This is a genomic window from Massilia sp. LjRoot122, from assembly GCF_964252725.1.
In the GTDB taxonomy this organism is placed as follows: domain Bacteria; phylum Pseudomonadota; class Gammaproteobacteria; order Burkholderiales; family Burkholderiaceae_D; genus Telluria.
Window position 1 is genome coordinate 33,944 of the sequence record NZ_CAXUPB020000001.1, and the last position, 17,593, is coordinate 51,536.

Below are 17,593 nucleotides of genomic sequence, written 5' to 3' on the forward strand. Positions count from 1 at the left end.
ACAGTAAAAGGAAACAAGATGGATATTCTCGCAGCAGCCCGCAAGCGCCATACCGCCAAGGCCTACGACAGCGCACGCCGCGTCCCCGAAGAACTGATGCAGCAGGTGTACAGCCTGCTGCGCCACAGCCCGTCCTCGGTGAACTCGCAGCCCTGGCACTTCATCGTCGCCAATACGCCGGAAGGCAAGGCGCGCGTGGCGAAGGCGGCCCAGGGCGGCTACGGCTACAACGCCGCCAAGATCCTCGACGCCTCGCACGTGATCGTGTTCTGCTCGCGCATCGACATGGACGACGCCCACCTGGAGCGCCTGCTGGCGCAGGAAGCGCGCGACGGCCGCTTCCGCGACGATGCCGCCCGCGCCGGGCAGGATGCGGGCCGGCGCGGCTATGTGCGCACCCACCGCTACACCACGCGCGACATGCCGCAGTGGCTGGAAAAGCAGGTCTACCTGGCGCTGGGCACCGCCCTGCTGGGCGCCGCTTCGCTGGGCATCGACGCCACCCCGATGGAAGGCTTCGACCAGAAGATCCTGGACGAGGAATTCGGCCTGCACGCACAGGGCCTGGCCAGCGTGGTGCTGGCGAGCTTCGGCTACAGCTCGGAAGCGGACTTCAATGCCGGGCTGCCGAAATCGCGCCTGGCGCAAGAGCTGACGTTTACTTTCGTCTGAGCCTGCCGGTGTTCATGGCAGCGTTTTTTCCATGAACACCGATTCCAGCCCGAGGCCGCTGCGGTGCGGGTAGGTCTCGCGGCGCACGGCCACGTAGCCGGCACGCTCGTAGAAGGGCAGCGCGTTGAGCGAGGCGGATAGAAAGAGCCGGTGCAGGCCGCGTTCCCGTGCCATCGCGTCGAGCGCCGCCAGCAGTTGCCGTGCGATGCCGCGCCCCTGCTCTGCCGGGTCGACGAAGGCGGCATCGAGTTCGCCCGTTTCCAGGTCGAGGATGGCGTAGCCCAGCATCCGGCCCCCTTCTTCCATCACCAGCCCGCCTCCCGCTTCCAGAAGCCGCGGCAGCCTGTCGGGCGGCGCGGCGGCGCACCAGGCCTCGATCACCTGCGGCGCATAATGCGAGGCGCAGCTGACCCTGACTGCGCGGGTGCGCAGCTCCCATAGTGCGGCGATGTCGGCCACGAGGGCCTGGCGTTGGATCGGCATGTGTCCAAGCATAGCCGCTAGCGGGCGGCTGCGTGCATAAAAAATGGGCGTAGAATGGTTTGCCCTTCCTTGACAGGAGTGTCTCCATGAAACGCTCGCGTTTACTTGCACCCTTGCTGGCCGCACTGGTGGCCACCACCGCTTCCGCCCATCACGGCTGGAGCGAATACAACGCCGACAAGCCCTTGACGCTGAGCGGCACCATCGAGGAGTCGGGCTATATGCAGCCCCACGGCTTCGTCCGCCTCAAGACCGCCGACAAGACCTGGCTGGTGGTGCTGGCGCCGCCGGGACGCATGGAGAACCGCGGCCTGCCGAAGGAAAACCTGGCAGTGGGCGGCCAGGCCACGGTCCAGGGTTATCCACACCGCAGCAACGCGACCGAACTGCGCGCCGAACGCATCACCATCAAGGACAAGACCACGGAGCTGCGCTGATGCCGGTAAGCGACGCGGCGAACATCGCCGCGTCCTTGCCGCTGGCCCAGGCCATGCGCGAGCACGCATGGCTGTACCCGATCGTCGAGACCCTCCACATCATCGGTTTCGCCGTGCTGGTGGGCGCGGTGGCGATGTTCGACCTGCGCGTGCTCGGTTTCGGCCGCCAGCTGCCGGTGAAGGCGCTGGCGCGCCACCTGCTGCCCTGGTCGGCCGGCAGCATGCTGCTGGTGCTGCCCACCGGGCTGCTGCTGTTCGTGGCCGATCCGCTGGCGCTGCTGGCCAACCGCGTATTCCTGCTCAAGCTCGCCCTGATCGCCGTGGCCGGCCTGAATGCGCTCGCCTTCCATGCCGGTCCTTACCGCCGTGCCGAGGCCTGGCCCCAACGGGCGCCGGGTCGCGCCCTCCTGCACGCCCTGCTCTCGCTCGGCCTGTGGATCGCCGTGATCGCGTGCGGGCGCCTGCTGGCCTATTTCTAGCAGTTGCACTATGCTGGGCGGATCATGTGCGTCAACTACCATTCCCCCACCCGTGAACAGTTCGGCACCCTGGGCGCCTTCAGCGAGCTGCCGGCCGACTGGCGCTGGCCCGACGAAGTCTGGAAGGATTACAGCGCGCCGATCATCCGCCGCGGCAGCGACGGCAGCCCCTCGGCCTGCCTGGCCAGCTACGGCATGGTGCCGCGCCGTCACATCCCGCCCGGCGTCAAACCCTTCGACACCATGAACGCGCGCGCCGAATCGCTGGGCGAGCGGCGCTCGTTTTCCCCAAGCTGGCGCCGGCTGCAGCTGTGCGCGGTGCCGATGGTCTGGTTCTACGAACCCTGCTACGAAAGCGGCCGCGCGGTGCGGCATGCGATCGGCATGCAGGACGACAGCCTGTTCTTCGTCGCCGGCCTGTGGCGCGAGTGGACCGAAGCCGATGGCCGGGTCGAGTCCTCGTTCACCCAGATCACCATTAACGCCGACGAGCACCCCCTGATGTCGCGCATGCACAAGCCAGACGACGAAAAGCGCTCGCTGGTCGTGATCGCGCCCGACGAACTCGAAGACTGGCTGGCCTGCCGCGACGTCGAGACGGCGCGCAGCTTCCTGCGCCACTATCCGGCAGCGGGCATGAAGACCTGGGCGGCGCCGCAGACCGTGAAGAAGAGCGCGGAGCCGTCGCCGAACCTGTCGCTGTTTTAGGCGATCGTGCTACAGTTCTCAGCATGATGCTGAAACCACTTGCCACCTTCGTCCTCGCCACGACGCTTGCCAGCGCAGCCCAGGCAGCCGTCCCCATTTACGGCTTCGTCGTCAAGAACAGCTACCCGCACGATCCTAAGGCCTTCACCCAGGGCCTGTTCTTCCGTGACGGCCACCTGTACGAAACCACCGGCCGCAACGGGACTTCCTCGCTGCGCAAGGTGGAGCTCACGAGCGGCAAGGTGCTGCAGAAGGCCGACATGCCGGCCGACGTGTTCGGCGAAGGCTCGACCCCGGTCGGGAACGACATTCTCGCCCTGACCTGGACCTCGCAGGTCGGCTATGTGTTCGACAAGAAGACCTTCAAGCTGAAGCAGACCTTCAAGTACGTCGGCGAAGGCTGGGGCCTGGCCAGCGATGCGAAGCAGGTCTACATGAGCGACGGCAGTTCCTTCATCCGCATCCTGGAACCGAAGACCATGAAGGAGCTGCGCCGCATCCAGGTGAGCCATGGAGGAAAAGCGATTCCCCAGCTGAACGAGCTCGAGATGGTCGATGGTGAGCTGTTCTCGAACGTCTGGGGCACCGAGCTGATCCTGCGCATCGATCCCGCCAGCGGCGCGGTGAAGGGCGTGATCAACCTCGACGGGCTGCTGCCGCCGGCGCAGCGCGGCACCCTCGATCCCGACGCCGTCCTGAACGGCATCGCCTGGGACAGCAAGGGCAAGCGCCTGTTCGTCACCGGCAAGCTGTGGCCCAGGCTGTACGAGATCGAGCTGGTGCCGCAGAAGCGCTAGTTATCCTCGGGCGGTCACGTCGATGACCACCTTGCCGAAGTGCGAACCCGATTCCATGTAGCGGTAGGCGTCCTGGGCCTGCCCGAAGGGGAACACGCGGTCGATCACCGGCTTCAGGCTTGTGGTGTCGGCAAAGCGCATCACGTCGTCCAGCATGCTGCGGCTGCCCACGAAAATACCGACCATGCGCTTGGCCGTGGCCAGCAGCGAGGCCGGGTTGACTTCGCCGCCGAAGCCGCTGACGCCGCCGATGATCGCCACCGTGCCGCCCATCGCCGCCGCCGACACCGAGCGGTTCACGGTGCCCTTGCCGCCGACTTCCAGCACCACGTTCGCGCCCCTGCCCTGCGTCACGGCCAGCACTTCCTCGTGCCATTCCGGGATCGTGCCGTAGTTGATGGTGTGGTGGGCGCCGAGTTCGCGGGCACGCGCCAGTTTCTCGTCGCTCGAGGAGGTGATGATGGTGCGCAGGCCGGCCGCTTTCGCCAGCTGCATGCCCAGTACCGAGACCCCGCCGGTCCCCAGCAGCAGCGCGGTGTCGCCCGGCTTGATCCCGTTGCTCGACACGAAGATCGCATTCCAGGCGGTGACGCCCGCGCAGGGCATGGTGGAGGCCTCGACGAAGCTCAGCGAGGCCGGGATCTTCGCCAGCGCATCCTCGTGCAGCACCACTTCCTCGGCCAGCATGCCATCGATGTCGCCGCCCAGCGCGTGGCGGATCTTGTCCGGCGCGGTCGGCCCGTCCTGCCAGTAGGGGAAGAAGGAGCCGGCCACCCGGTCGCCGACCTGCACCCGGGTGACACCCGGACCGAGTTCCAGCACTTCGCCGGCGCCGTCCGAGCAGGGGATGATGGGATCGTCGACGGTGACCAGGTAGTTGCCGCTGGCGACCATCAGGTCGCGGTAGTTCAGCGACACGGCATGCACGCGGATGCGCACTTCGCCGTGGCCCAGGTTGCGGTCCGGGTAATCGATGCATTGCAGCCCGTCGATGTTGGCGCCGGGAAGGATCTGGTAAGCCCGCATGGGTGGTTCTCCTTTGATCGGTTGTAGATTGGTCACATCGGCTTGGCCACCATCAGCCAGAAGATCACGACGAAGGCGATGAAGGCCGGCACGCCGAGCGCGATCCAGATGCGGAAGTAACGCCAGTACTGCGGCGTCAATCCGGTATTGTTGCGCGCCGCCTCCTGGGCGATGTCGCGCATGCGGATCTGCAGCCACACCACCGGCAGCCAGCAGGCGCCGGCCAGCACGTACAGCAGAATCGACCACATGATCCACTTGCTGTGCAGCGGATAGCCCGCCAGGTGGATCATGTAGAAGCCGGTGAGCGGCTGCAGGATGGCGGTGCTGGCCGTGAACAGCCAGTCGGCGACCACCACGTATTTCGCCACCACGGCGATGGCCCGCACGTCGCGGCTGAGGTTCGCGAACAGCATGTACCACGCCGAGCCGATGCCGGTCCCGAACAGGAAGGTCGAGGACAGGATGTGCAGCCACTTGATGACGACGTAGTCCATCTATTGTTCCTCCAGTTCGTAGAGCAGCCAGATGGCTGCCAGCATGGGCAGGTTCTTGGTGAGCGGGCCGTAGGGGTGCAGCAGGAATTCCGGCAGCCTGATGGCGATGACGACGGTATAGAAGCCGATCAGGCCGAGCTGCGCCAGCCACAGCCAGCGCCGCCGCGCCAGGAACAGGATGCCCAGGCCCAGCGCCAGGTCGAAGCTGGCGGCGCCGTACAGCATCAGCGGCTGCAGTGCCGCGGGGATGCCGGTGCGCGCCAGCAGCTCATAGCTGGCTTGCACCGGGTACAGGCCGTAGGAGACGATGGCGGTGATGATCCACACCGCCGCGATGCTCAGGCGCAGGACGGGCAGCAGCCAGCCCAGCTTGGCCTGGCTGCGTTCGGCGCCGGGATCGCGGATGAAGTCCCGCACCGGACGCGGCGGGTGGCCGAGCAGCTGGGTCGTCATCGACACGTCGCCCGCGTTGCCGCGGTTCAGCATGCGCAGCGCGTCCTCGTCCAGCAGCCCGCCCGGCAGCAGGCTGCCGGCCTTCGCCACCAGCCGCGCCAGCGCGCCCGGCAGCGGCAGCACCGCTTGACGTCCCATGCCCATGGCCGTGCGCAGCGCCTGCAGGTAGTCGGTGAAGGGCATGGCCTGCGGCCCCACCAGGGGCACCCGCAGCGCGGTGCCGGAACCCGGGCTCAGGGGCAGGCGCTGCCTGAGCAGCCCGGCAATGGCCGCCGCCAGGTCGTCGATGTGGATCGGCTGCACCAGTTGCGGGGCGCTGCCGAAACGCAGGGTGAGCGGCATGCTGGCCAGGGTGCGAAAAACTTTGGCGCTGGCGCCCTCGCCGCCATACACGAGCGAGGGCTGCACGATGTAGGCGCGCACCGGGAGCGCGGCCAGGTAGTCGTCGGCGGCCTTCTTGGACAGGTGGTAGGGGGTATCGGCCTCGCTGTCCGCGCCCAGCGCCGACAGCTGGATCACCATCTGCACCTCGTGCGATTCGGCGCAGGCCGCGAACAGGGCGCGCGGCGCTTCGACATGCAGGCGCTCGAAGGTCTGGCTGCCGGATTCGCGGAAGATGCCGACCGTGTTGATCACCGCGTCGATGCCCTTGATGCGCGCCAGCCAGACCGATTTATCGGTATCGTTGGCGAAGTCTGCATGGATGGTCGTGAGGCGCGGTTCAGTACTGGTCTTGACCCGGCGCACCGCGCAGACGACGTGGTGGCCTTCGGCCAGCAATGCCTGCAGCAGGTGCTGTCCGATGAAACCGCTGGCGCCCGTCAGCAAGATCCGCATCCATGCTTCCTTTCACGTATCCAGTTCAATCAAGAGGACCTTATGCAAACCTGGAACTCCTCGGCACTACAGCGCGGGCTCGTGTCCGGCGCCACCTCCAGCATCCTGTCGACGGTCGCGCTGGCGGTACTCGGCAAGAAGGAAACCGGCAGCGCCTTCGCTCCCACCAATGCGGTCAGCCACTGGATCTACGGCGACAAGGCGGCGCGCCACAGCAGCCCGTCGATGCGCTACACGGTGCCGGGCTACATCATCCACCATGCCAGCGCCACCTTCTGGTCGATCCTGTTTGAGCGCTTCGCCGGCAAGTATCTCGACCGCAAGACGCCGGTCGGCATGCTGACCGCGGCTGCGGCCACCTCGGCCTTCGCCTGCTTCGCCGACTACAAGCTCACGCCCAAGCGTTTCCAGCCGGGTTACGAGAAGCACCTGTCCAAGCCCTCGCTGGCGATCGTCTACGCCGGCTTCGCGCTGGGCCTGGCCGCGGGCGCCGCGCTAATCCGTCGCAAGTAGTCTAGAGCAGGCGCAAAAAACGTGCCGCCCTATGTCTACGCGTTAATGGCACACGGGGTCATCGGGGCCCTCGACGTGTTCATCAACCACGAATGGCTGGCCAGGCTGCCGTCGCGGCGCGAGTGTGTTGCCGAAGAGCGGCTGCACAGCGCGCGCGAATTCCTGTTCGCGGCGCTGTTCGCTTCGCTCGCCTGGTTCGAGTGGCATGGCGCGTTCGTGTGGTGGATCGTGGCGTTGTTCGCCGGCGAACTGCTGGTGTCGGCGCGCGACGTGGTGGTGGAAGGCGATGTCCGCCAGCTGCCGGCCAGCGAACGCTTCCTGCACCTGTTCCTGTTCATGAACCTGGGAATCATGTACACGCTCACCGGGCAGGCGCTGCCGGGATGGCATGCGCTGCCGGCCGGACTGGCGCCGGTGAACCATGGATGGGCGAGCTGGGTGTTGACGGCGATGGCGCTGGGGGCGCTGGGATGGGCGCTGCGGGACGGGCTGGCTGCCCTGCGCCTGGGGCGCAAGGCAGCCGTGGTGTGAAGGATCAGTGCGCGGCGGCGGCCTTCTTGCCGCGCATGCGCTGCACGACCGTCACGACCGCCAGCACGATGGCGCCGACGATGACGCCGGCGAGCGCATCCACCACCGTCGGGGTGATGGCCGCCAGCACGCCGCCGACGCCCGGCACGCCCGCCGTCATGTGGGCCGCTTCTTCCGAGAAGTGGTGCAGCGGGGCCCAGGCATGGCCGATGATGCCGCCGCCGACCATGAACATGGCCGCGGTGCCGACCACCGACAGGACTTTCATCAGGCGCGGCGCCGTGGCCAGCAGCAGCTTGCCGGTGTTGCGCGCCAGGCCGCCGGCCTTCCGGCTCAGGTAGACGCCGGCGTCGTCCATCTTGACGATGGCGGCCACCAGGCCGTACACGCCGACCGTCATTGCCAGCGCGATGGTCACCAGCACCATGACCTGCTGGCTGAAGGGCGCATTCTCGACGGTGCCGAGGGCGATCACGATGATCTCTGCCGAAAGGATGAAGTCGGTGCGGATGGCACCCTTGACCTTCTCCTGCTCGAGCGCCTGCATGTCGATCGCGGGATTGGCGACCGCTTCGGCCAGCTTGGCCTTGTGCTCGGCGTCTTCCTTGCCGTGCAAGAATTTGTGCGCGAGCTTCTCGGCCCCTTCGAAGCACAGGAAGGCGCCGCCGATCACCAGCAGCGGCGTGATCAGCCAGGGAACGAAAGCGGAAATGGCCAGCGCGGCCGGCACCAGGATTGCCTTGTTCTTGAAGGAGCCCTTCGCCACTGACCAGACCACGGGGATTTCACGCTCGGCATTGACGCCGGTTACCTGCTGGGCGTTGAGCGCCAGGTCGTCGCCCAGCACGCCGGCGGTCTTCTTCGCCGCCACCTTGCTCATCACCGCCACGTCGTCGAGGACGCTTGCGATATCGTCCAGTAATAACAGCAGACTGCCAGCCATCGTTGCTCCCATCATGTCAAGTTCGCATCATCTTACCCGACGGCGGATTTGCAGTCACACGGTTCAGCGCGGCTTTTTGCATTCCAGTCCCGTAAATCTGCATCTCGTCGCTTTTGGCGGGCATTCCAAAATGCACATACGTATAGTGCAAGGCTGTTGGCTGCGGTACTGCAGCCTCGCCACCGAAGGAGATGCCATGAATACCGAATCGACCCTGCAAGCCGTCCACGCTGCCCCAGCTGCACGCCGTGCCCGCCCGCCGAAACGCAAGACCCGCATCACGATCTACCTCGACGACGAAGTCCTGAACGAATTCCGCAACCTGTCGGAGCGCTGCGGCACCGGTTACCAGACCCTGATCAACGCCGCGCTGCGCCACCGTTTGGCGGTCCCGGGCGTCGAAAACAGCCTGGCATAAGGCTTTCCTTGCGTTCGCCTCCGGAGGCGAGATTACATAGAGCAATAATTATGCTAATCTTCCCGCTCTTTTAACCCCGGAGGAACCATGAAAAAAGGCGAACTGATCGCGGAATTCGCGAAGCGCACCGAGATGTCCGGCGCGGCTGCCAATACCGCCGTCAATACGATCATCGAGATCATCACCGAGCGCCTGAAAAAGGGCGACACGGTCGGTATCACCGGCTTCGGCACCTTCTCGGTCACCAAGCGCGCTGCGCGCAAGGGCCGTAACCCGGCAACCGGCGATGTCATCAAGATCGCAGCATCGAAGACCCCGCGCTTCGCTGCCGGCGCGACGCTGAAAGCAGCCGTCAACCCGAAGAAGAAGTAAGCACTACCCAGGCCCCGCGCCGCGCTCCGGTATATCCGGACGCGCGCGCTGGCCGCGTTGTATCCTCCTCCCCTATTTCCCCACTTCCCGCAGCAGCATGAGCTTCGCCACCTGGATCGCCTTCGTCATCGCCGGTTCGCTGATCGCCATTTCGCCCGGCTCCGGCGCGGTGCTGTCAATGTCGCACGGCCTCGCCTACGGGCTCAAGAAAGCCAGCGCCACCGTGCTGGGCCTGCAGTTCGGCCTGATCCTGGTGCTGGTCATCGCCGGCGCCGGCGTCGGTTCGCTGCTGCTGGCGTCCTCGCTGGCCTTCACCGTGGTGAAGATCGTCGGCGCGCTGTACCTGATCTATCTCGGCATCGCGCAGTGGCGCGCACCGGTCAAGCCGGCGGCCGACGCCGGCGCCCTGAACCCCGCCGGCCTGCCCGCGCACCCGAGCTTCGGCAAGCGCGTGATGACCGGCTTCCTCACCAACGCCACCAACCCCAAGGGCATCATCTTCATGGTCGCGGTGCTGCCGCAGTTCATCACCAAGGAAGCGCCGCTGCTGCCGCAGCTGGCGATCCTGGGCGTGACCATGGTGACCATCGACTCGATCGTCATGCACGGCTATGCCGCACTGGCCTCGTCGATGCAGCGCTTCTTCCGCGATGCGCGCGCGGTGAAGCTCCAGAACCGCATCTTCGGCGCGGTGCTGGTCCTCATGGGCTCCTTGTTATTCCTGGTCGAACCCGGCCGCCGCGCCTGAGGCGGCTCCTGTATCTGTCACTCGGCTTTGAAACTTTCTGTAAGTTGCGTAGTCCCGAGCGCCGCTCGCGCGTTTAATCTGCTAGCAGCCCATCGTCCACGTTCCCTCCGGAGCCCGCCATGCCCAAGCAATTCGCCAAGACCGCCGTGATGCTCGCGCTCGCGGCCCTATCCACTGTCGCCATGGCGCAGAACACCCTGGACACGGAGCCGCCGGGCCGCGTGGGCCGCGTCTCGCTCGCCCAGGGCAAGGTCAGCATCAGCGGCGAGGTGGGCGACACCACGACCGATGCCCTGGTCAACTGGCCGATCACCACGCGCAACCTGATCACCACCCAGCCGAACGGACGCACCGAGCTGCGCATCGGTTCGACCGCGGTCCGTATCGACGACGACAGCTCGCTCGAGGTGACCGAACTGGATGACGACAGCCTGCGCCTGCGCCTGCACTACGGCAGCGCCAGCATCCGCATCCTGAGCGAGGAGGTGCTGCCCGAATTCGAATTGACGACGCCGCAAGGCCGCGTGCGCATGACCCGCCCGGGCCGCCTGCGCGTGGACGCCGAGCGCGTACGCGACACCAGCGTAGTGAGCGTGTTCGACGGCGAAGCCCGCGTCGACGGCGGCGGCGCCAGCCTGACCGTCCGCGCCGGCCGCAGCGCCGAGCTGCGCGACGACGACGTGCGCACCCTGCAGGCGCAGCGCGACGCCTTCGACGACTGGGCCCTGGCGCGCGACCGGACGCTCGACGGATCGCGCTCGGCGCAATACGTCACCACTGAAATGACCGGCTACGAGGAACTGGACCGCCACGGCACCTGGCAGGAAGACATCGAGTACGGCCCGCTGTGGATCCCGTCGGTGGCCTCGAGCTGGGTGCCCTACCGCGACGGCCGCTGGACCTGGATCGCCCCCTGGGGCTGGACCTGGGTCGACAACGCGTCCTGGGGCTATGCGCCCTTCCACTACGGCCGCTGGGTGCAGGTGCGCAACCGCTGGGCCTGGGCGCCGGGCCACAGGCAACACCACGGCCGCCGTCCGATCTGGGCGCCTGCGCTGGTCGGCTGGGTCGGCGGCGGCAACTGGAGCGTGAACTTCCACTCGCACGGTTCGCGTCCGGCCACCGGCTGGTACCCGCTCGGCCCGCGCGACCACTACGTGCCCCACTACCGCCTGTCGGACGAGCGCCTGCGCCGCCTGAACAGCTGGAGCGCGCGTGACCGCGACGGCGATGGCCGCCGCGACCGCGACCGCGACCGCAACAACGACGGCGTGCCCGACTACCGCCAGCGCGGCCTGACCGTGGTGCCGCATGCGAACTTCGGCCAGCGCGGCCCGGTCGTGGTGTCGAACGTGCCGCGGGCGAACCCGACCCAGGCCCTGCCGACCATCCCGGGCGCCGCACCGCCGGCGCCGCAAGGATGGCGCGACCGGGCGAATGCACGCCGCGACAGCGACCGCGACGGCATCCCGGACCGCGTCGACCGCGACCGCGATGGCGACGGCGTGCCGAACCGGGTCGACCGTGACCGCGACGGCGACGGCATCCGCAACCGCGCCGACAGTGACCGCAACAACGACGGCCTGCGCGACCGCGCCGACCGTGACAACGACGGTATCCGTAACCGCTTCGACCGCGATCGTGACGGCGATGGCATCCCGAACCGGATCGACAACGACAACCGGGGCCGCGAACGCTTCAACGCCGGCCAGCGTCCGCCGGTGCTGACGACCAACCCGGCGCCGCGTCCGCCGGTGGCGGCCATCCAGCCGGGGGTGATCACGGCGCCGCCGCCGCCGGCACCGGCGCCCGTGGTGGTGCAGGAACCGGCCCGTCCGCAGCCCTGGGCACGCGCCGGACGCGACAACGAGCGTCCCGAGCGTGCCGACCGCTGGGAGCGCGCCGACCGCGGCGACCGTGGCGAGCGTTTCGAAGGCCGCCGCGAACGTCCGCAGCAGGTGATGGCGGCGCCGCAGCCGGCCGCCCCGAGCATGCCGCCGCCCCAGGCGATTGCGCCGCCACCGCCGCCGCCGCGTGCGATGGCGCCGGCGCCCGCGCCGGAAGCGCCGCGCGCCCGCCTCGAGCGCCGGTCCGAAACCCTGGACAGCAACCGTCCCAACGAGCGCGAACGCTGACATGAGAAGAGCCGGATGATCCATCCGGCTCTTTTTACATGGAGCGTGCGACACCGATTACTCCGCCGTTTGCGTCGTCTGTCGCCCCAAACTACCGTTCGTCACATTTCGCTCGCGACCTGGACGGCATCCCGATACAGTGGCATCACTCGCTCGCAGGCAGCAGCGCTGCTCCGAGCGACCCGAATGTCCCGCTATTTCTCCCATTCAAAGAAATAGTTCAGGCCGGCCACAGCGCCGGCCTCTTTTTTTCCGGCAGTGCAGCTCCATATGGGATTGGCTACAATGCCGCTTTGCACAGGACAAATACCATGGACCCCAAAGAATCCCTCATCGAATACCCGAGCGACTTCCCGATCAAGGTGATGGGCGCTACGCACGTCGACTTCGCGCCGACGATCGTCGAGGTCATCATGAAGCTGGATCCGACTTTCCATGCTGGCAAGATGCAGAGCCGTCCTTCGGCCAAGGGTAACTACACCGGCCTGACCGTGACCGTGCGCGCCACCAGCCGCGAGATGCTGGACGACGTCTACCGCGCCCTGTCGTCCCACGAAATGGTGAAAATGGTCCTGTAAGGGCTTGGCGGAAAAGGGACAGCCGGCAGGCGCAACGCATCGCGCTGGCTTATAATGGCAGGGCTGTCCATACTTCCGCCCTATATCCTTCATGTCCTCGACCCGTCCCGCCCTGCCGCTGATTCGCGCGCTCGGCCGCGCCGACTACGAACCGACCTTCGCCGCGATGCGCGCCTTTACCGACGCGCGTACGCCCGAGACGCAGGACGAGCTGTGGATCGTCGAACATCCCCCCGTATTCACGCTGGGCCTGGGCGCCGACCGCGCCCACGTGCTGGCGCCCCACGGCGTGCCCGTGGTCCAGACCGACCGCGGCGGCGAGGTGACCTACCACGGTCCCGGCCAGGTCGTGATCTACCTGCTGATGGACCTGCGCCGCAACAAACCGGGCGGCAAGCTCTACGCCCGTCAGTTTGTGGAAAAAATCGAACAGGCGGTCATCGAGGTGCTGGCGGCGTATAATCTCGCGGGCGAACGCGTTGCCGGGGCGCCCGGCATCTATATCGCGGAAGGCCCACGCAAGGGCGCGAAGATCGCCGCCCTCGGCCTCAAGGTGCGCGGCAACGGCTGCACCTACCATGGCGTGTCGCTGAACGTGGCGATGGACTTGGCCCCGTTCACGTGGATCAACCCGTGTGGATATTCGGGCCTGGCCACGGTCGACATGCGCACCATGGGTGTGGAAGCCCCGCTGGCGGATGTCCAGCAGGCGCTGGCGCAGGAACTCGTGCGCCAACTGGCAGCAGGCGAAGCGCTTGCGCCAGAAACCGAACAAACTCTCTGAATGGAAGCCCGCCAGGGCACGAGCCAATGACCACCGACACCAACACCGGTACTGCCCAAGCCTACGACGCCACCGAAAAGCAGAAGGGCGCCAGCAAGACCTCGCGCATCCCGATCAAGATCGTCCCGATCGCCGACACCGAGCGCCTGAAGAAGCCAGACTGGATCCGCGTGAAGGCCGCGACCGCTTCCTCGCGCTTCTACGAGATCAAGGACATCCTGCGCGCCAACAACCTGGTGACCGTGTGCGAAGAGGCGAGCTGCCCGAACATCGGCGAATGCTTCGGCAAGGGCACCGCGACCTTCATGATCATGGGCGACAAGTGCACCCGCCGCTGCCCGTTCTGCGACGTCGGCCACGGCCGTCCGGACCCGCTCGACGTGAACGAGCCGGGCAACCTGGCCAAGACCATCGCCGACCTGCGCCTGTCCTACGTCGTGATCACCTCGGTCGACCGCGACGACCTGCGTGACGGCGGCGCCGCCCACTTCGTCGAGTGCATCACCAAGACCCGCGCCCTGTCGCCGAACACCAAGATCGAAGTGCTGGTGCCGGACTTCCGCGGCCGCCTCGAAAAGGCCCTGAACATCTTCGCCGACGGCCTGCCGGACGTCATGAACCACAACCTGGAAACCGTGCCGCGCCTGTACAAGGAAGCGCGCCCGGGCGCAGACTACCAGCACTCGCTGGTGCTGCTGCGCGACTTCAAGAAGATGTACCCGAGCGCGGTCACCAAGTCGGGCCTGATGGTGGGCCTGGGCGAGACCGACGAAGAGATCCTGGAAGTCATGCGCGACATGCGCGCGCACGACATCGACATGCTGACCATCGGCCAGTACCTGGCGCCGTCGAACTCGCACCTGCCGGTGCGCCGCTACGTGCACCCGGACACCTTCAAGATGTTCGAAGAAAAGGCCTACGAGATGGGCTTCGTGCACGCCGCCGTGGGCGCGATGGTGCGGTCGTCGTATCACGCCGACCAGCAGGCGCACGAGGCGGGCGTCGCAGCGTAAGCTGTCTCGATTCCCTCTGCCGGCCGGCCCCGCGACAAGCGGCGCCGGCCGGTTTGTTTTTGTCCTGAGGCATCATCGCCGATGGGCGCCGCGCAGCGGAGCCGTGCATGGCCGCTCCCTGCGATATAGTTGATATCAACCAGACATCACGCAAGCAACCATGACTCATTCCCATCCCCCATCCGACGACACCGAACACGACGACGCCTTCCTCGAACGCGAACTCGACTTCGCCGAACGCGGCATCGAACTGGTCAAGATGGAAGGCCGCGTCTTCCTGCGCTTCTCGGGCGAGGTGCGCTACGAGGGCCTGCGCGTGCCCTATCGCCTGGTGCCCTCGCGCGGCGTGCTGGCCAAGCCGAGCAAATGGCGCAAGATGGACATACTGGCGCGGCGCGACCTGCTGGAACAACGGGCTACCCCGGACGCCATCGAGGAGCTGCAGACCCAGGTCGAAGCCTTCGTGCGCGACATCGCCGAAGAGGCCGACGACTTCGGCTGGGACCCGCTGCTGTTCCTGCACGTGCTCGACGAGCTGGAGACCTCGGAGCCGGCCGAATACGTGTTCCAGCGCATCTCGCAGCGCCTGACCCACGCGATCGAGCGCGAGCAGGAAGAGCGCCACGCCGCGCGCACCAAGGAAAGCATCAACCTGGCCGAGTACCCGGAATCCTTCGAGGTGGCCAGCCGCATGGGGCGCAAGTTCATCGCCCTGCTCGGGCCCACCAATTCGGGCAAGACCCACCGCGCGATGGAAGCGTTGGCCAAGGCCGAGAGCGGGGTCTACCTCGCGCCGCTGCGCCTGCTGGCGCTGGAAAACTACGAGCGCCTGCAGAATGCGCGCCCGCACGGCAAAGAGATCAAGGTCAGCCTGATCACCGGCGAGGAGCGCCGCATCGCCGAAGGCGCGACCCACGTCGCCAGCACCGTCGAAATGCTCGACACCAAGACGCCGGTCGAGGTGGCAGTGATCGACGAGATCCAGATGCTGGCTGACCGCGACCGCGGCGCCGCCTGGACCGCGGCCGTGTGCGGCGCACCTGCAGCCACCGTGTTCCTGGTCGGCGCACCGGAAGCGCGCCGTGCCATCGAGGCGCTGGCCGAACGACTCGAGGTGCCGCTCGAAGTCCACGTATTGAAACGCATGGCGCCGCTGGCGATGGAGCCCTCGCCGGTGCGCAAGCTCGGCAACCTGCGCCGCGGCGACGCCGTCATCGCCTTCTCGCGGCGCGACGTGCTGATGTGGCGCGACATGATCACCGAGAAGGGTTTATCGGTCGCCACCGTGTACGGCAACCTGTCGCCGGAAGTGCGGCGCGCGCAGGCCGAGCGCTTCCGCGAGGGGCAGGCCGACATCGTGGTCGGCACCGACGCGCTGGCGATGGGCCTGAACATGCCGATTGCGCGCATCGTGATGACCACCACGGTCAAGTACAACGGCTACGAGGAAGAAGAAATCTCGGCGGCCCTGGCCAAGCAGATCGCCGGCCGGGCAGGGCGCTACGGCGTGCATGAAGAAGGCTTTGTCGCCGGCTATGACGACGAGACCCACACCGTGATGCGCGCGCTGATGAAGGAAAAGATTCCGCCGGTGCCGGCCACCGGCTTCGCGGTGGCGCCCTCGCTTGAGCAGCTGCACCGCATCTCGTCCGTGACCGGTGAAACCTCGCTGGTCAAGCTCCTGAAGCGCTTCGTGCACAACATCGACGTGCCGGACGGCTTCTTCTACCCGCGCATCACCGAGGAACAGAACGAACGCGCCGAGTGGCTCGATACCCTGCCCCTGTCGGTGGCAGAGAAGTTCATGCTGTCCCTGGTGCCGATTTCGAGCAGGGTCCCGGTGCTGCAGAGCGCGTGGGAGCACTGGGCGCTGTCGCTGGCCAAGAAGAAGATCTGCAAGCTGACGCCGCCTGCGCAGGAGCTGTTCTACATGAACCTGCAGGAGGTCGAGGATACCTGCCGCATGTATTCGGCCTATGCCTGGCTGGGCTACCGCGAGCCGGAGCATTTTCCGAGTATCGAGCTGGCGCAGCAGCTGGCGAGGGAGGCGTCGGAACGGGTGGATGCGATCCTGCAGCAGCAGAATACGGCGGCAAGGCAGCGGGGTGGTTCTTCGGGTGGAGGGAAACGCAGGCGTTAGCCTTCGGCAGGATTCAGGCGCACGGTGTACGATCCCGCTTTTACCCAAGAAGCGACAGCACCGTGAATCAGAAACACACCCCAGAATCCTTCAACGAATTCGGCAAGTCCTTCCTGCCCGGCCACCTCGGTATCCAGATCACCGAAGTCGCCGAATGCCGCGTCTGCGCCGAGCTCCCCGTCCTGCCTCACCTGCTGGCGCCGAACGGCTACCTGCACGCCGGCAGCGTGGTCACGCTGGCCGACACCGCGGCCGGCTATGCCTGCGTCGCCCACCTGCCGGAAGGCGCGCACAGCTTCACGACCATCGAACTGAAATCGAACCACCTCGGCACCGCGCGCCAGGGCACGATCGCCGTCGTGGCGACCGCCGTCCACTTGGGACGCACGACGCAGGTATGGGATGCGACCGTGACCGACAAGGACAGCGGCAAGACCATTGCCCTGTTCCGCTGCACCCAGATGATCTTGTATCCGAAAGCTTAAGAAGCCAGCTCTTTCTCGAGCAGCTTGTGCAGGGCCGCGAAATCCGGCTCGCCCACATACTGCTTGATGATCTTGCCGTTCTTGTCGATCACGAAGGTGGTCGGCGTCAGGCTGACGTCGCCGAACTGCTTCGCGATGTCGCCGGCTGAATCGATCGCGACGGTGAAGGGCAGCCGGCGCGTCTCGCTGAAGTTCAGCACGTAGTTGGGCGGGTCGTACTGCATCGCCACCGCCACGAACTCCAGGCCCTGTGCCTTGTACTTGTTGTAGGTCTCGACCATCTGCGGCATCTCCTTGACGCAAGTGACGCAGGAGGTCGCCCAGAAGTTCACCATCACCACCTTGCCGCGCAGGGACTCGGTACTGATCTTGTCGCCGGCGATGCTGATGAAGGTGACGTTCGGCGCGGGCGTGGCGCTGTTGAACGAGGCGTAGCCGATGCCGGCCAGCGCCAGCACCACCGCGCCGATGGCGGCGGGCTTGAACCAGGAGCGGGAAGAAGGGGAGGTGGTCATGGCGTTAGCGGATAAAGAAACGGCAGGAC

22 protein-coding genes are annotated in these 17,593 nt (G+C 66.6%); 16 read left to right on the forward strand and 6 right to left on the reverse strand.

Annotated elements, in window-relative coordinates; genetic code table 11:
* Positions 1-18 precede the first annotated feature (18 nt).
* A complete protein-coding gene (gene nfsB / locus ACSQ25_RS00135) occupies positions 19-672 on the forward strand; it encodes an oxygen-insensitive NAD(P)H nitroreductase (protein WP_436103703.1) in 654 nt (217 codons plus the stop codon).
* 12 nt (positions 673-684) lie between these two features.
* On the opposite strand, the gene ACSQ25_RS00140 is transcribed toward nfsB, so the two are convergent.
* Positions 685-1,155 (reverse strand): GNAT family N-acetyltransferase, encoded by a 471-nt coding sequence (locus ACSQ25_RS00140; RefSeq protein ID WP_436103704.1) that lies wholly within the window; start codon positions 1,153-1,155, stop codon positions 685-687.
* A gap of 86 nt (positions 1,156-1,241) precedes the next feature.
* On the opposite strand from ACSQ25_RS00140, the gene ACSQ25_RS00145 reads away from it, so the two are divergent.
* From ACSQ25_RS00145 to ACSQ25_RS00160, 4 genes are read left to right on the forward strand one after another with little or no spacing between them, the layout of a single operon-like run.
* A complete protein-coding gene (locus ACSQ25_RS00145) occupies positions 1,242-1,592 on the forward strand; it encodes a DUF6152 family protein (protein WP_436103705.1) in 351 nt (116 codons plus the stop codon).
* Positions 1,592-2,071 (forward strand): DUF6644 family protein, encoded by a 480-nt coding sequence (locus ACSQ25_RS00150; RefSeq protein ID WP_436103706.1) that lies wholly within the window; start codon positions 1,592-1,594, stop codon positions 2,069-2,071. The genes ACSQ25_RS00145 and ACSQ25_RS00150 overlap by 1 nt, the downstream gene beginning before the upstream one ends.
* Positions 2,072-2,095: 24 nt before the next feature.
* Positions 2,096-2,779 carry an SOS response-associated peptidase gene (locus tag ACSQ25_RS00155; RefSeq protein WP_436103707.1) on the forward strand — a complete coding sequence of 228 codons (684 nt, stop codon included), beginning with the start codon at positions 2,096-2,098 and terminating at the stop codon, positions 2,777-2,779.
* A gap of 23 nt (positions 2,780-2,802) precedes the next feature.
* Positions 2,803-3,576 (forward strand): glutaminyl-peptide cyclotransferase, encoded by a 774-nt coding sequence (locus ACSQ25_RS00160; RefSeq protein ID WP_436103708.1) that lies wholly within the window; start codon positions 2,803-2,805, stop codon positions 3,574-3,576.
* Here the strand turns inward: ACSQ25_RS00160 and ACSQ25_RS00165 are convergent, their stop codons facing one another.
* The 3 genes from ACSQ25_RS00165 to ACSQ25_RS00175 are packed head-to-tail and all read right to left on the reverse strand — an operon-like array spanning position 3,577 to position 6,389.
* A complete protein-coding gene (locus ACSQ25_RS00165) occupies positions 3,577-4,602 on the reverse strand; it encodes a zinc-dependent alcohol dehydrogenase family protein (RefSeq protein ID WP_436103709.1) in 1,026 nt (341 codons plus the stop codon). It abuts the gene before it with no gap.
* A 32-nt stretch (positions 4,603-4,634) separates the two neighbouring features.
* Positions 4,635-5,099 carry a DUF2269 family protein gene (locus ACSQ25_RS00170; RefSeq protein WP_436103710.1) on the reverse strand — a complete coding sequence of 155 codons (465 nt, stop codon included), beginning with the start codon at positions 5,097-5,099 and terminating at the stop codon, positions 4,635-4,637.
* Complete coding sequence (locus tag ACSQ25_RS00175; RefSeq protein WP_436103711.1) at positions 5,100-6,389, reverse strand: SDR family oxidoreductase; 1,290 nt, start codon at positions 6,387-6,389, stop codon at positions 5,100-5,102.
* Between the two features lie 42 nt (positions 6,390-6,431).
* Between ACSQ25_RS00175 and ACSQ25_RS00180 the strand changes: the two genes are divergently transcribed.
* Positions 6,432-6,902: a hypothetical protein gene (locus tag ACSQ25_RS00180; RefSeq protein ID WP_436103712.1), complete on the forward strand. Its 471-nt coding sequence runs from the start codon at positions 6,432-6,434 to the stop codon at positions 6,900-6,902.
* A gap of 45 nt (positions 6,903-6,947) precedes the next feature.
* The gene (locus ACSQ25_RS00185; protein ID WP_436103713.1) at positions 6,948-7,433 is read left to right on the forward strand and encodes a hypothetical protein; all 486 of its coding nucleotides are present in this window, start codon (positions 6,948-6,950) and stop codon (positions 7,431-7,433) included.
* Between the two features lie 4 nt (positions 7,434-7,437).
* Here the strand turns inward: ACSQ25_RS00185 and ACSQ25_RS00190 are convergent, their stop codons facing one another.
* Positions 7,438-8,376 (reverse strand): DUF808 domain-containing protein, encoded by a 939-nt coding sequence (locus ACSQ25_RS00190; protein WP_436103714.1) that lies wholly within the window; start codon positions 8,374-8,376, stop codon positions 7,438-7,440.
* Between the two features lie 196 nt (positions 8,377-8,572).
* Here ACSQ25_RS00190 and ACSQ25_RS00195 point away from each other — a divergent pair, with 196 nt between their 5' ends.
* The 9 genes from ACSQ25_RS00195 (at position 8,573) to ACSQ25_RS00235 (ending at position 17,049) form a co-directional block, all read left to right on the forward strand.
* Positions 8,573-8,794 carry a BrnA antitoxin family protein gene (locus ACSQ25_RS00195; protein ID WP_436103715.1) on the forward strand — a complete coding sequence of 74 codons (222 nt, stop codon included), beginning with the start codon at positions 8,573-8,575 and terminating at the stop codon, positions 8,792-8,794.
* Between the two features lie 87 nt (positions 8,795-8,881).
* The gene (locus tag ACSQ25_RS00200) at positions 8,882-9,166 is read left to right on the forward strand and encodes an HU family DNA-binding protein (RefSeq protein ID WP_027864703.1); all 285 of its coding nucleotides are present in this window, start codon (positions 8,882-8,884) and stop codon (positions 9,164-9,166) included.
* 97 nt (positions 9,167-9,263) lie between these two features.
* Positions 9,264-9,914: a LysE family transporter gene (locus ACSQ25_RS00205; RefSeq protein WP_436103716.1), complete on the forward strand. Its 651-nt coding sequence runs from the start codon at positions 9,264-9,266 to the stop codon at positions 9,912-9,914.
* Positions 9,915-10,033: 119 nt separating this feature from the next.
* The gene (locus ACSQ25_RS00210) at positions 10,034-12,049 is read left to right on the forward strand and encodes a DUF6600 domain-containing protein (protein WP_436103717.1); all 2,016 of its coding nucleotides are present in this window, start codon (positions 10,034-10,036) and stop codon (positions 12,047-12,049) included.
* A 311-nt stretch (positions 12,050-12,360) separates the two neighbouring features.
* A complete protein-coding gene (locus ACSQ25_RS00215; RefSeq protein WP_436103718.1) occupies positions 12,361-12,627 on the forward strand; it encodes a DUF493 family protein in 267 nt (88 codons plus the stop codon).
* Positions 12,628-12,718: 91 nt separating this feature from the next.
* Entirely contained in the window at positions 12,719-13,411 is a 693-nt protein-coding gene (gene lipB, locus ACSQ25_RS00220) for a lipoyl(octanoyl) transferase LipB (RefSeq protein WP_436103719.1), read from the forward strand.
* Positions 13,412-13,437: 26 nt separating this feature from the next.
* Entirely contained in the window at positions 13,438-14,424 is a 987-nt protein-coding gene (lipA, locus tag ACSQ25_RS00225) for a lipoyl synthase (RefSeq protein ID WP_436103720.1), read from the forward strand.
* Positions 14,425-14,584: 160 nt separating this feature from the next.
* Positions 14,585-16,564: a helicase-related protein gene (locus ACSQ25_RS00230; protein ID WP_436103721.1), complete on the forward strand. Its 1,980-nt coding sequence runs from the start codon at positions 14,585-14,587 to the stop codon at positions 16,562-16,564.
* A 62-nt stretch (positions 16,565-16,626) separates the two neighbouring features.
* On the forward strand, positions 16,627-17,049 hold the full coding sequence (locus tag ACSQ25_RS00235) for a PaaI family thioesterase (protein WP_436103722.1): 423 nt from the start codon (positions 16,627-16,629) through the stop codon (positions 17,047-17,049).
* Here the strand turns inward: ACSQ25_RS00235 and ACSQ25_RS00240 are convergent.
* Positions 17,046-17,564 (reverse strand): peroxiredoxin family protein, encoded by a 519-nt coding sequence (locus tag ACSQ25_RS00240; protein WP_436103723.1) that lies wholly within the window; start codon positions 17,562-17,564, stop codon positions 17,046-17,048. The two genes, ACSQ25_RS00235 and ACSQ25_RS00240, sit on opposite strands and share 4 nt — an antisense overlap.
* Positions 17,565-17,593 lie beyond the last annotated feature (29 nt).